Here is a 13,605-nt window from a genome sequence, read left to right as displayed (position 1 = left end):
CCTTGTTGTGATGAGCCTTGCTTTGAACCTTGCCAGCGCCCTATCTTAAGACCTAACCCTTGTTGTGATGAGCCTTGTTGCAAATCTTGTCAGCGCCCTACTCCAAAACCTAATCCTTGTTATGGTGATGAGCCTTGCTGCAAATCTTGTCAGCCCCCTACCTCAAGACCTAATCCTTGTTGCGAATTTGAAAATGTTTACTCACCTTGTAGGCCTACACCAAACTTTTGTGATCGTCCTTACCCATGCAATCAGGAACAAATCAACTTATATACAACTTGTGATAGGCAGCCTTGTGACTGTGACACAAGTTGTGGCGGTTCCATTGCCCATGAGCTACGTAGGTTAGTAGGTAAAAAGGTAATGATTTATTTAGAAAGAAAACAAGGTCCAGTATGTATTTTAGGTGTAGATGAACATTGTATAAAAGCTTTGGTAATTGGTTCTGGAAAGATTATTTATATCAATATCGATAGTATTGTAAGTTTTAAAGAGATTTGTTAAGAGATGAGAGAATATAGAATTAAGGGTGTATACTGCAAACTCACTTTGCAGTATACACCCTCTTTTTTAGCCCTAGATTTATTTAAATAGTTAAAAGGATAATATATCCTTTTATTTTAATAGTTGTAGGAGGAAACTTGGTAAATACAGGTTCATAGCGAGTAAACTTTGTATTACCTTAGTTTTCGAGTGCTTTTAAAGCCACTAAATTTAATAAGCTCCATGGTTTGTTAAAGTGTGGTTGGAAGAAGAAATCTGTCATAGCCAGCTCTTCTACTGTCATCTTGTTTTGAACCACTACAGAGAGTGTGTTCATAAGTTGTGTTAAATCATATTTAGAAATAATTTGTCCACCCAATACTCTATGGGTGTCTTCTTCATATACAAGTTTAATCAATGCATCTTCGTGGGTTGGCATAAATTCTGGTCTATATGCATCATTTAAAATAACAGATTTTACTTTCATTGAAGTTGTTGTTCTGGCAACTTCTTCTGTTAACCCTGTAGAGGCAATATTATACTCGTAAATTTTAATGCCTGATGTGCCTTGTGTACCCATATATTTTAGGGTTGGTTGCACTAAATTTTTAGCTACAAGTGTACCCATACGTACTGCATTGGTTGCAAGTGGAATATAACGGCTATCCCCAGTTGGGTTGTAACCAACTACACAACAATCTCCTGCAGCAAAAACATCTTCTGCACTTGTATGCATATATTCATCAATGATGATTGCTCCATTGGGAAGCATATCTACTTGACCTTTAAGTAAGTCCGCATTAGGCTTAAACCCGATACACAGTACAACTAAATCAGCTTCATAAGTTTGTTTATCTGTTACAACTGCACTCACTTTGCCCTCTGCACCTTCAAAACGCACAACTTTTTCACCTGTTGCAAGTGCTACACCATGAGCTTTAAATGCTTCTTCTGCTTTTTCAGTAAAAGGTGCATCTAAGTACTTACTCATAATACGTGCTTCTGCATCAATAAGTGTTGTTTCTTTTCCAAGAATTTGGAATGCTTCTGCTAACTCAACACCAATATAGCCTGCGCCAATAACAACAATACGTTTGGCCTCTTTTGCTTTTTGGATAATGGTCTCAGAATGATTATAGTTTTTAGATAATACAATATTTTCAAGTTCAATGCCAGGAATTGGTGGAACGATTGGCCAAGAACCAAGCGTTACAATCAGTTTGTCATAAGTATCTTGGAAAGTTTCACCTGAATTTAAATCTTTGACTTCCACACATTTGTTTTGAATATCTACGCGTGTGACTTCATGTTCCATTTTAGTCACTACACCAAGTTCATTCAAGCCTTCTGGCGAGTTGTAGAAAAGTCCCTTAGGGTCTTTTACTACATCTGCTACATGAAGTGCAATTCCACAAGACAAGAAAGAAATATTATTATTTTTTTCATAAACTGTAATTTCTGATTCTGGATAAAGCTTTTTAGTATTTACAATAGCTGCTGTACCTGCATGAGTACATCCAATTACAATAATTTTCATAGTTTAGCCTCCTTTAGAAGTCATTTTATCCTCGTTCTTATTATAATATACATCTAAGCAATAATCAACTGATAATTATTATTCTTTAAAAACTTAAAAGGAGCTACCCTACTTTGTTGATCAAAGTGGAGTAGCTCCTTTTAATTCTATCTATTTTTCATAAACTTCTGGTTTTAAAACACCTACGTAAGGCAAGTTACGATAGTGTTCTGAATAGTCAATGCCATAGCCTACAATAAATTCATCTGGCATTTCAAACCCTACATAATCTACATCTACACGCTCTTTACGTCTTGCTGGTTTGTCTAAAAGTGTGCAAAGTTTGATACTTGCTGGTTTTCTTGTATTCAACATCTCTGTTAAATATTTAAGTGTTAAACCACTGTCAATAATATCTTCTACAATCAACACATGTTTGTCACTAATGCTTTGTTCAATGTCTTTCATAATCTTCACTACACCTGTTGACTCTGTAGCATTACCATAGCTTGAAACAATCATAAAATCTATTTTTAAAGGAATTTGAATTTGTCTAATTAAATCACTCATAAAAACATTTGAGCCTTTTAAAATACCTACAACAAGAAGTTCTTTGCCTGCGTATTGTGTGGTAATTGCTTCACCTAATGCTTTTACTCTGTCTTGAATTGCTTCTTCAGTTAGTAATATACGTGCGATATCGTTTTGCATCCTCGTCCACCTCATATTTGTCTTTTCATACTACTATTATAACAAATAGAGGCTATAAACTCAAACAAATTTTATTGTTTATGAAATAACGTTCGATTTTTAGAGATATTATTTTACAACGGTTTAAATATAGGTTTTCTTTTTTCAAAAGTTGTATAATACTTGAATTCTATATGCTTAAGCCTAGTTACAGCTTCTTCTCACAAAAAAGCTACGTGTTCAAAGGAAGTTTTATAGGCTTCTGCTTGTGTTTGTCTCTTAAAAAAGTCACTATCATAAAGTTCTTCACCTGCACATTTGTGGTTCAATAGCATTTTCAATTTCTCTTATTGTTACTTATTTTTCTAATGGCTGATACATTTTGATAATAGCTTCTGCCACTTCAATACCATCTACTCCTGCTGAGGTAATTCCACCTGCATAACCGGCACCTTCACCTGCTGGATAAATTCCTTTGATGTTAGCCTCATAGTCTCCATTTCTACTTATGCGGATTGGTGAGGAGCTTCTTGTTTCAAACCCAGTAAAAAGAGCATCTGGATGGTCAAAGTTTTTTATCTTCTTCCCAAATACGCCTAGCGCTTCTACAATAGCATCTCCCATAAAGTCTGGTAATGCACCTCGTAAATTGCTGTATACGATACCTGGCTCATAAGTTGGTTGAACAACTCCTAGTTCTGTTGTTTCTTTGCCTTCTATAAAGTCACCTACACGTTGGAGTGGTGCCTTGTAGTTACTTCCTCCTAGTCGATAGGCTAACACTTCTAACTTCCTTTGTAGTTCTACACCTGCTAAAGGATGTGTGGACCCAAAGTCTTCTGGGCTAATGTTGACAAGTATCCCACTATTGGCATTAGCACCATCTCTAGCATATTCACTCATCCCATTGGTCACTACCATCCCCTCTTCTGAGGCTGAAGCCACCACATACCCGCCTGGGCACATACAGAAAGTATAAACTGCACGCCCATTACTTGCATGATGGACAAGCTTGTACTCTGCTGCACCAAGCTTTGGATCGTCTTTGTGTGCATCACCATATTGAGAAGTGTTAATCCATTCTTGCAAATGTTCAATACGCATGCCCATTGCAAATGGCTTAGGGATCATGTTCACCGCTTGGTCATAAAGCATTTGGAAAGTATCTCTCGCACTATGTCCTAATGCTAAAACACAGACATCGGTCTCTAACCACTCATTGTGATTAAGTTCTATAGCCTTTATCTTTTCATCTTCTAGACGTAGTCCTGTCAACTTGGTCTCAAAGCAGTAAGTCCCACCTAAGTGTTCAATTTCATGACGAATATTTCTCACTACATCTCGCAGGACATCTGTTCCAATATGGGGTTTGTTTTTATAACGAATTTCTTCTGGTCCGCCAAATCGTGCCAGCTCTTCTAACACTTTATGACAACGTACATTTTTAATCTGAGTCGTGAGCTTGCCATCTGAAAAGGTCCCCGCACCACCTTCTCCAAACTGTACATTAGACTCTGGATTAAACTGTCCCTCTTTCCAGAAGGCCTCTATATCCTGTACACGCTCATCCACTGCCTTACCTCGCTCAACGACTATTGGCTTGTAACCCATTTGTGCCAATATCAAAGCAGCAAACATCCCACAAGGTCCACTTCCCACGACAACTGGACGATGCTTGAGCTGCTGAGTCCCGCTTTCTGGATAGTGATAGCTTAAATCAGGTGCTTGAAGGTTTGGAAACTTCTTAAGCAGTTCTTTTTCTTTTGTTGTCTCTACATCCACTGTATAGACAAGTTTAATATCTTGTTTCTTACGGGCATCTATGGCCTTTTTAAAAATACGGTACGACACCACCTCTTGTGGTGCAATACGTAACTTTTTAGAAATTTTGCTTTTTAATACGCTTTCATCTTCCTTTAACGTTAAGGAAAGGTCTTGTACACGAATCATTTTGATTTCCTCGAACTTTCTATATTTGTTTGCTAATGTTTTGCATCACGCTAATGTTTTGCATCACTTTTATAGTAGCTACTAACCTCTATTATAGGGTAGCAGCTTCGCCTGCTACAAATCCTGTAGACCATGCCCATTGTAAGTTGTACCCACCACAGTCTCCATCTACATCTAGTACTTCACCTGTTAAGTATAAGCCTTGCACTTTCAAGGACTCCATAGTCTCTAAGTTCACTTCATCTAAAGTAATGCCTCCTACTGTAGCTTGGGCAAACTTAAAGCCTCTTGTGCCATGAACTTCAAAAATCAACTGTTTCATAGACTGAGCAAGGGCTTCTACCATTTCATACTCTAAGTTTTCACAAGGTGCTAGTGGGCTCCCTACATCTGCTTGCTTAATTATGGCCATAATAGCACGCTTATTGAGCCAGCCTACAAATAACTCCTCTATATTTTTATGGTTTCCTTGACCTATACGTTCATAGATCATTGCCACCAAGTCTTCTTTACTATGGTCTGGCATAAAGTCCATATGGATTTTACAACTTTGTTTCTTTGCAAAACTTTCTGCTGCAATACGACTAAGTAAGAAAATAGGCGGGCCTGATAACCCATCTTCTGTAAAGAGTACTTCACCTCGTTCTATACGGCAAACTTTGTCTTCTACAAGGATACTCACTTCACTTTTAAAGCGCATGCCCTTCATCATCTTACAATACTTAGTTGGTGAAACAATGTGTACAATGGTTGGAAAGTTGGGGACTTGATGGTGTCCGAGTTTCTTAAGCAAGCCATATCCTGTTTCATCACACCCAAGTTGTGGCGCTGCCAATCCTCCTGTAGCTACAATCACACGGTCAAAAGTATACTTTTCTTGTGTTTCAGTCCATACTTGCCACTTTGTACCTTCTGGCCTTAACTTAATCACCTTTGTATCCACCAGTACGTTTATGTCTAAGCGCTCTATTTCCATACGCATGACATCTAGCACACTGCTTGCTTGCTCTGAGGCTGGATATACTTTTGTATTTTCCACAAGTCTTTCAATGCCTAAACTCTTGAAAAAGTCTAAGGTCATCTCTACATCTTTATGTTGAATAGGTAAAAAGCAATCTTTCTGACTTGCTGTATGAAAGTGCTCCCTTTTCATGTTGATATTCGTCATGTTACATCTTCCGTTACCTGTTACAAGAATCTTCTTGCCAATTCTACTTTGTCTTTCAAAAACGGTGACACGTGCGCCTTGTCTTGCTGCTGTAATGGCTGCTACAAGTCCAGATGCACCACCGCCTATAATTGCTATATCCCTCATGTCCATCTTCCTCTCTTTGTCTTTATTGTAGGGGGATTTGATACACTTTGCAAGTATAAACAAATAGAGGCAGTAAGCCCCAAGCCTTCTATCACATAGAATAGAAGACTTGGGAGCTCCCCACCCCTCTTATTATTCACTATAGTTTTGTAAAATTTCTTCTATATAATAGGCATCTTTTTCAAGTTTACGCTTTTGCTCTACTGTAATGTGGATGGGTTCTCTCGAAAGTAGTTCTACTGTCCATGCGGAAAAGTCCCTTGTACTTAACCCCAACTGAATAAAACTCGGAGTACTACCTCCTACTAAAATGCCTATTTCTCCCTTTTCTATCCCCAAACTAAATGACGGTGCTTCTTTTGCAATATACATCTGCCTCGTCAAAATGACTTCTTCTGGGGTGAACTTTTCAATTTTATAATCCTCGAAAAGGGCTCCTACTTCTTCCATAGTCTTGCTGAGTAAACTTAAGGTATCTAAATATTTCTCTTCTATAATATAGCCTTCTTGATCTAATATTTTAGCTTGTACCTTAGTTGTTGGTAAAATTCTGCTATTGTCCTTAACCTCTACTTCACTTATAGGTTCTTCTGTTTCAAACGTTTCAATAACAGCATCCGGGTTAACAATAGGGGCACTAAGTCCCTTCTGATAAGCTAGCCAATAACATCCACTGGTCACTATAATAAAAACGAATACAGCAACAGTAAGTAAAGTAAGAAATTGCTTCTTCGTAAACATGAGTATCCTCCTAAACATCTATCTTTCTTTCGTTTTGGAGTATAGCCATGTTTTCAGACCTTTATACATCTTCAAACCTTATTCTATCTAGCTTTATACCTATTTGAAAAGCTTATTAATTAGTTTCGTACCACCTGGTATATTTTCCACATCTTTGATTGTAATGGTACGGGTTAAAAGGCCTACTACACCGTAGACAACCATAGCAATTGGAATGACAATAAGCATCATCAATGTCCCATGACCAAAGAGTGCCACTAAAAGGCGAAACAGCCCAAAACTTACAATACCCATTACCGCTGCCACTAAAATAGGCTTAATAATCAGTTTCTTAAGATTTAATTTAATATGAATGGTACGCATTAAATAAACAACATTTAAAATAGCATAAACTAAGTAACATAGTGACGTACTATGCACGACACCATAAATATGCATACTTGGCATAGATAAAAGCACAAGATTGGCAACTACTTTGATCCCACAGGCAATGCCTGCATGAACGGTAGGAATGCTTTGTTTACCCATACCTTGTAAAACACCTGTTGTAATCTGAGCAATGGTGATAAAGATAATACTAATGCTCCCATACACTAGAAGTTCTCCCCCATCTGGTGCCATGCTATAGAGCATACGTATCACTTGGTCACCAAATACCATTAGACCTACTGCCGCTGGTGCTGCAAAGAGCATACCTATTTTAAGCACCATATTGGTTTTACGTCTTACATCTTTATAGTCTTGCTTAGCCACAGCTGCTGAAATTGCAGGAATAACCGCCATCCCTAATGTCAAAATTAAGTTAACTGGTAAATTGATAAGGGTTGTATACTTGGTTGAAAACTGTCCTGCTAAACTGTTGACAATAGCTGTTTGGTTCGTCAATACTTGTGGGTCAGAAATAGGCAAGTTCATAAGCTGACCACCCAGAGTCATTTTTTCAATAGTACCTGGCAAAATCTTATAAATCATAGAGTAATCAATAAGTCCCATAATAGAAAAGATAGAAGTACTAATCATAATCGGAATACTCATAACAAGTACTTTTTTTAAGATTTCTCCGTTACTTTCTCCCGTTGAAGCTTGTGACTTGCGTCTACGCTTTTGAATGGTTGGACGTATTAAATAATAGACAAAAACAAGTACAGCAAGTGCAAAAAGTGCTCCCACTGATGTACCAAATGAAGCACCTGTTACAGCAGCTTCTAAACTTGTACTAAGGAGCATATATGCCAATACCACACTGACAATGGCATGTACAAACTGCTCTACAACTTGTGATACAGCCGTTGGCGTCATCGAACTCATCCCTTGGAAGTAACCACGCATAACAGCCATAATGGCTACTAAGAAAATAGCTGGCACCAAAGCCTTCATTGGCATGGCCGCCTCTGGCATATTAAAGAAAGCTGTTGCTATCCAATCTGCACCAAACCATAAAATGATGGATAAAATCGCACTAATTAATACAGAATAAATCATAGCAATCTTATAAACACGGTGTGCATCTTCGTAAGCGCCTATTGCACGTCTTTCAGAGACCATTTTTGAAATAGCTGTTGGAAGAGCTACCGACGAAAGGGTAAGCATCACCATATAAACCTGATACGATGGTGCAAAAATCCCGTTTCCACCATCTCCAATCGCACCGGTTAAAGGGATGCGATATAAAATCCCAATAAGTTTGCTAATAAATACAGCAATTGATAAGATCATCGCACCTTTTAAAATATGTGCGCCTGATTGTTTAGTATTCTCCATAGTCTTTTCCTTTAGCCTTAAATTCTTCATTGTTTATCTTAGTGTACTATTATAGCATAAAAATAGTGTACCTTAAAGGGGTACACTACTCTTCTTCAGGTAACGGCTCTAATATTTTACAACGCATTTTACGTTTATTATACAAACGATACCGATTCATAATCTCAGGATACTGTCTTACAAAACAGACAAATCGCTCAATACTTTCAAGCGTCTCGTAAGATAAGAATTGCTTTAGGCTCTCTCGCTCCTCTTCTTTGTGATCGGTCAATTGCAAAATATCTAGAAATTCATCAATAAGGGTGTCCCTAGAAACTAAATATCTAGCCATCTCTTTTCCTTTGTCTGTAATGGTAATAGGTTGATAAGCCAGGTAAATAATATATTTTTGAAAGTGCATACGTTGAAGGGCTTGGATGGTTTTTTTGAGTGGCATGCTAAGTTCAGTACTTAAATCACTACTTTTAATTTCTTGCCCTTGCTCACTCAACTTATAAATATGAATGAGATATTGTTCTAAACTTGAAGAGAGCACATCCATTCCTCCTTTTCCTATAACAGTATAGTATATGCCACCCTAGCTTATCTTAATGCTTAAACTTATCTTGCAAACTCTAAGCGCTTCCCCTATAATAGAAAATGAACCAATTTAGAATTAAATTTAAGGAGGTGAATATAATGTGTGAAATCGTACTTATAACAGATACATCAAGTGATTTGAATGACGGTATTGTGAAAGAATTTGGTATTACACGCATTCCTTTTTATGTTTCTTTTAATCAAGAAGACTATTTTAAAGAAATTATAGAAATGCCTATTAAAGATTTCTATAGTAAAATGCGTGCAAGCAAAGTCTTCCCTAAAACATCACTTCCATCAATCAATGATTACCTTGAAGTCTTTACACCATTTGCTGAGGCAGGAAAATCCATTATCTGTGTTTGTTTATCCGGGTATTTCAGTGGGTCTTATAGCTCAGCTGTTAATGCCAAAGAACTTATTTTAGAAAATTATCCTAATGCGCAAATTGCTATTATTAATTCATTAAATGCCACAGGTGGTCAAGGACTTTTAGTAACAGAGATTGGTCGTATGATTCAAGATGGACTTGCATTTAACCAAATTATTGAAATGACAGACAAACTCATTGAAAAAGCGAGAATCTTTTTCTTTGTAGATACACTTGATTACTTAGAGAACGGTGGACGTATTGGCAAAGCTTCTGCACTTCTTGGCACCATGCTCAACGTTAAACCGATTCTTTTCCTTGAAAAAGGCCAACTTTACCCACTTTCAAAAGTGCGTGGTAAGAAAAAAGCTATTGCTAAAATTGTAGAAGCAACTGCTGAGTATGTAGGAAACCGTCCCGAGGACTTTAACTACCTTGTAGGGCATGCTGATAACACTGATGATGCTACAACCATTTTAGCAAGTGCTAGAACAGCTATTGGAGCATCTATCCCTGATGAGTTCTTTTTCATTGGTGTAACAATCGGTGTCAACACAGGACCGGATGCATGTGGTATCTGTATTATTCCAAAATATGAAACACTTATGTAATGAAACAAAGAGGACATTCCACACAGGATGTCCTCTCTTTTTATATGCTATACCCTACGTTTAACAGGTTGAATATAAAAAGCATAGGCAATAGCCATAAACCCAAAAATCTCTGTAGCTGTAAAGGGTGGGATAATATTTAAAATTTTAACAAAGTACCCTATACCATCTAAAGTTAATAAGACACATGCTGCAATGATAAGGGCATAGCTACTTCTTAAATATTCGTTCTTATAGCTAAAAAATCCAATAGTACATAACAAAATCATAATGGCGACAAAACTGCCTTGTACAACACTTAAGTAAATGGGAAATTTGCCTGTAAGTGCTAAAGTATACCCAAACGTTGCCGGCTCTATCTGTGTAGGCTGAGTCACAATAACATATAAATAAAACAGAATCCAGGGTATAAAACAAATCAAGTAGGCAAAATAGCTTAACTTCTCTTTGATAAAAGGTGTAATGGACCATACAGCCGAGGCCATAGTTATAGTGAGACCTATACTGGTGGCTAAGTAAAAATAACGTAATATTTCAAGCTGTCCAAGTGTTGGATGATCACCATAAACAATGCGCGTCAAATAGCGCATCATTGCAAATCCAAATAAAACAGTACACACCCACTTCAGCCCTACATTCTCCTTTTTTTGTACAATCCCTATATTTAGCATTAAAACCATTAAAGCTATGACACATAATACAATGAGTAAAAAGTAACTCGTTGACATGGACGTCCTCCCCCTTTTTAACTATTTTTATGGACAAGAAAGCCCCTTTAGAACTACTTTTTTAAACTTTGTTTATGCCTTTTACTTCTTCAACCCTTTTAGCCCACACCCTTTACCTTTTGTTTCTAGAAAACTAGAAGGGGCTGTTGCATTAAGAAGAAATACTACAACATATTGTATGTTCATTCCTTAATGCAACAGCCCCTATTATTTGATTATTTTGCTACTTTATCTTTTATATGGAGGTAGCTCACTGCTTGAAGTGCAGCTGTTGCCCCTTCTCCTACGGCTTTAGCCACTTGATAAGGACGTCCTGTACAGTCTCCAGCAGCATAGACACCTGGCATATTGGTTTCCATGAATTTGTTGACTTTGATAGATTTATCTTGAATTTCAAGACCTTTTAAAAGTTGTGTTGTTGGAATACTTTCTTTAATAATAAACACACCACTTACTTCTAACTCTTGGTCTTTAAGCACTAACTTATTAACCACACCTTCTCCTTCTACAGCTTGAGGTTTACCTGTTACCACTTCCACACGATCTCCAAGCTTACCTATATTTTTATAGAGGGGAATATAAAATACTTTTTCACATACTTCATTCAAATAATTTACATCTTCTTCTGCATGGGCACTGTCTCCAATAATAGCTACAGTCTTACCTCTATAAAGTGGACCGTCACATGTTGCACAGTAACTTACACCTCTTCCAAGGAAAGCCTCTTCTCCTTCTACAGAACTTGCTTTTGTAATCCCATTGGCTAAAACAATAGTTTTAGCTTCAATAAATTCATTTTCTACATTGAGCATATAGAAGTCGCCCATATTGAAAATCTCAAGTACTTTTTTGTTTTCAATTTCTACATTCATCTCTTTGGCATGACCCAAGAAGGCTTCCATCATCTGTGGGCCTGTTGCACCAATCATTCCAATGTAGTTATCTATTTTCTCAGCTTTATATAAATAGCTTGTTGTAATATCGTTACCGAAGATTTTTACTTGTTTATTACGAATAACGCCATTGATGGCCGCTGAAAGACCCGCCGGTCCTCCCCCAATAATTGCTATATCTAACATTTTATATCCTCACTTTCTTTTTTTTACAAAAGGTTCTTCCTAATTATAGTATATGTCATTTTATTTTTTATGAGTGCAATATTTTTGTGACCTAGTCACACTTACCACATCTTGCACAAGCTGACTTAGTTACTGCGAGTCCCCCCAGAGCCGTCTCACGTAACTCAAACGGTATACTATGCCCAACTTTATACATTGCTTCTACTGTTTCATCAAAAGGTACTAAATGCTTAATACCAGCAAGGGCAATCTCTGCACTAATTAAGGCATTAGAAGCACCCATTCCATTACGATTTTGGCAAGGTGCCTCTACAAGTCCGCCTACTGGGTCACACACTAAGCCTAAAATATTGGCAAGTGCTGTAGATGCTGCATCTAAACACTGTTCAGGTGTTCCTCCAAGCAGCTCGGTAACAGCTGATGCTGCCATGGCGGAAGCTGAACCAATCTCTGCTTGGCATCCACCTTCTGCACCAGATACTGTGGCATTACGTGTAATCAAGTAACCTACTGCTCCTGCATTTAAAAGAGCTTCTAACATTTGTTCCTCACTAAAATGATGTTCCTCTTGAATAGCGACAAATACACCTGGAATAACCCCGGAAGACCCTGCTGTTGGTGCTGCTACAATAAGCCCCATGGATGTATTCACTTCAAGTACACCCATGGCATAACTAATGGCTCTTGAAACTAAGCTCCCACACGCTGATTGCTCTTTTCTCATATAAAGCTTTTTGCCTTCCCCACCAATGAGTCCACCCATAGACACGAGATCTTCTGTAAGGGAGCGCTTGATGGCATTTTTCATAATTTCATAAGCATGAGTAAGGGCCTTCAAAATCTCTTCTTCACTCATATTTCCAATTATTTTTTCGCGTTCTAACATTATCTTTGAAATAGGTAACTCATGTGTCTTACAAAGACTTAATAGTTCTTCTGCTGTTTGAAAATTCATAAGTTATTCTCCTCGTCTTGTAGTTAAAGCTCTTATATCATGGTTACTTTTAAAATAGATGGATTTGCACGAATTTTCTCTTGTACACCTTCGTCTATATGTTCATCTGTTTCAATAATTGTATAGGCCATGGTCCCTTTGCTCTCACGATAAAGACGCATAAATGCAATATTAATATTGTACTCATTAAGGGCTTCTGTAATATGTGCTACAACCCCTGGTGTATCTTGTTGTTTAATAATTATGGTGCAGTATTCACCTGTAAACTCTACATCAATACCATTAATTTGGTCAATGCGAATATTACCACCTCCAATAGAGGCACCAACGACCGTTGTCACATCTCCATTTTCATCTTCAGCAATTACTTCTACTGTATTAGGATGGTCTGTATGTTTAATTTCATTCGGTTCAAAGCTATACTTTAAATCTGCCTCTCGGGCATAGTAAAAGGCATCTTTAATACGTTCATCTTCTGTATCCATGCCTAGCATTCCTGCTACAAGTGCTTTGTCTGTTCCATGTCCCTTGTAAGTTTGTGCAAAAGACCCATATAGAATAAACTTGACTTCACGAATAGGTTTTTGAACCAGTTTACGTACCATTAAGGCAATACGTACCGCACCTGCAGTATGCGAACTTGAAGGTCCAATCATATTAGGTCCAATCACGTCAAAAATACTTATTTCTTTCATGCTATTTTACCTCGTCTCTTTTTGACATTTTCATATCTATTATACCCAATATGTGCTTTATAAGCCAAATCTATTTTTCATAATTTTGGATATTTCTATCAGAAAAAAGGGTGGACACACAAAATATTTGTG

Annotated in this window: 12 protein-coding genes and 1 pseudogene; 2 read left to right on the top strand and 11 right to left on the bottom strand. The window is 37.4% G+C overall.

Translation table 11 applies throughout. The features are described 5' to 3' along the window. A pseudogene (locus RRY75_RS08895) lies at positions 1–504 on the top strand (hypothetical protein); the annotation flags it as partial. A 178-nt stretch (positions 505–682) separates the two neighbouring features. Here the strand turns inward: RRY75_RS08895 and RRY75_RS08890 are convergent. The 7 genes from RRY75_RS08890 to RRY75_RS08860 form a co-directional block, all read right to left on the bottom strand. Further along, complete coding sequence (locus tag RRY75_RS08890) at positions 683–2,020, bottom strand: FAD-dependent oxidoreductase (protein WP_332493538.1); 1,338 nt, start codon at positions 2,018–2,020, stop codon at positions 683–685. Between the two features lie 150 nt (positions 2,021–2,170). After that, on the bottom strand, positions 2,171–2,710 hold the full coding sequence (hpt, locus tag RRY75_RS08885) for a hypoxanthine phosphoribosyltransferase (RefSeq protein WP_332493537.1): 540 nt from the start codon (positions 2,708–2,710) through the stop codon (positions 2,171–2,173). Between the two features lie 336 nt (positions 2,711–3,046). Beyond that, entirely contained in the window at positions 3,047–4,639 is a 1,593-nt protein-coding gene (locus RRY75_RS08880; protein ID WP_332493536.1) for an NAD(P)/FAD-dependent oxidoreductase, read from the bottom strand. Positions 4,640–4,730: 91 nt separating this feature from the next. Beyond that, positions 4,731–5,954, bottom strand: a complete 1,224-nt coding sequence (locus tag RRY75_RS08875) for an NAD(P)/FAD-dependent oxidoreductase (RefSeq protein WP_332527490.1) — start codon at positions 5,952–5,954, stop codon at positions 4,731–4,733. 132 nt (positions 5,955–6,086) lie between these two features. Then, complete coding sequence (locus RRY75_RS08870) at positions 6,087–6,695, bottom strand: hypothetical protein (protein WP_332527491.1); 609 nt, start codon at positions 6,693–6,695, stop codon at positions 6,087–6,089. Between the two features lie 99 nt (positions 6,696–6,794). After that, positions 6,795–8,456 carry a putative polysaccharide biosynthesis protein gene (locus RRY75_RS08865; protein ID WP_332493533.1) on the bottom strand — a complete coding sequence of 554 codons (1,662 nt, stop codon included), beginning with the start codon at positions 8,454–8,456 and terminating at the stop codon, positions 6,795–6,797. A gap of 85 nt (positions 8,457–8,541) precedes the next feature. Further along, positions 8,542–8,991: a metal-dependent transcriptional regulator gene (locus tag RRY75_RS08860; protein ID WP_332493532.1), complete on the bottom strand. Its 450-nt coding sequence runs from the start codon at positions 8,989–8,991 to the stop codon at positions 8,542–8,544. 143 nt (positions 8,992–9,134) lie between these two features. Here RRY75_RS08860 and RRY75_RS08855 point away from each other — a divergent pair, with 143 nt between their 5' ends. Continuing rightward, positions 9,135–10,016: a DegV family protein gene (locus RRY75_RS08855; RefSeq protein ID WP_332527492.1), complete on the top strand. Its 882-nt coding sequence runs from the start codon at positions 9,135–9,137 to the stop codon at positions 10,014–10,016. Positions 10,017–10,063: 47 nt separating this feature from the next. On the opposite strand, the gene RRY75_RS08850 is transcribed toward RRY75_RS08855, so the two are convergent. From RRY75_RS08850 to sdaAB, 4 genes are all read right to left on the bottom strand, one after another. Continuing rightward, positions 10,064–10,744, bottom strand: coding sequence for a hypothetical protein (locus tag RRY75_RS08850; RefSeq protein ID WP_332527493.1), 681 nt, complete (start codon positions 10,742–10,744; stop codon positions 10,064–10,066). 215 nt (positions 10,745–10,959) lie between these two features. Continuing rightward, positions 10,960–11,823 (bottom strand): NAD(P)/FAD-dependent oxidoreductase, encoded by an 864-nt coding sequence (locus RRY75_RS08845; protein ID WP_332527494.1) that lies wholly within the window; start codon positions 11,821–11,823, stop codon positions 10,960–10,962. A 91-nt stretch (positions 11,824–11,914) separates the two neighbouring features. Further along, positions 11,915–12,778 carry an L-serine ammonia-lyase, iron-sulfur-dependent, subunit alpha gene (gene sdaAA, locus RRY75_RS08840; RefSeq protein ID WP_332528387.1) on the bottom strand — a complete coding sequence of 288 codons (864 nt, stop codon included), beginning with the start codon at positions 12,776–12,778 and terminating at the stop codon, positions 11,915–11,917. Positions 12,779–12,810: 32 nt separating this feature from the next. Beyond that, positions 12,811–13,473: an L-serine ammonia-lyase, iron-sulfur-dependent subunit beta gene (gene sdaAB / locus RRY75_RS08835; protein WP_332527496.1), complete on the bottom strand. Its 663-nt coding sequence runs from the start codon at positions 13,471–13,473 to the stop codon at positions 12,811–12,813. Between the last annotated feature and the right edge of the window lie 132 nt (positions 13,474–13,605).

It is taken from the genome of Niameybacter sp., assembly GCF_036655075.1.
Taxonomy (GTDB): Bacteria; Bacillota; Clostridia; order Lachnospirales; family Cellulosilyticaceae; genus Holtiella.
Note: the sequence above shows the minus strand (reverse complement) of the source record. Positions and strands in the feature narration are given on the sequence as shown.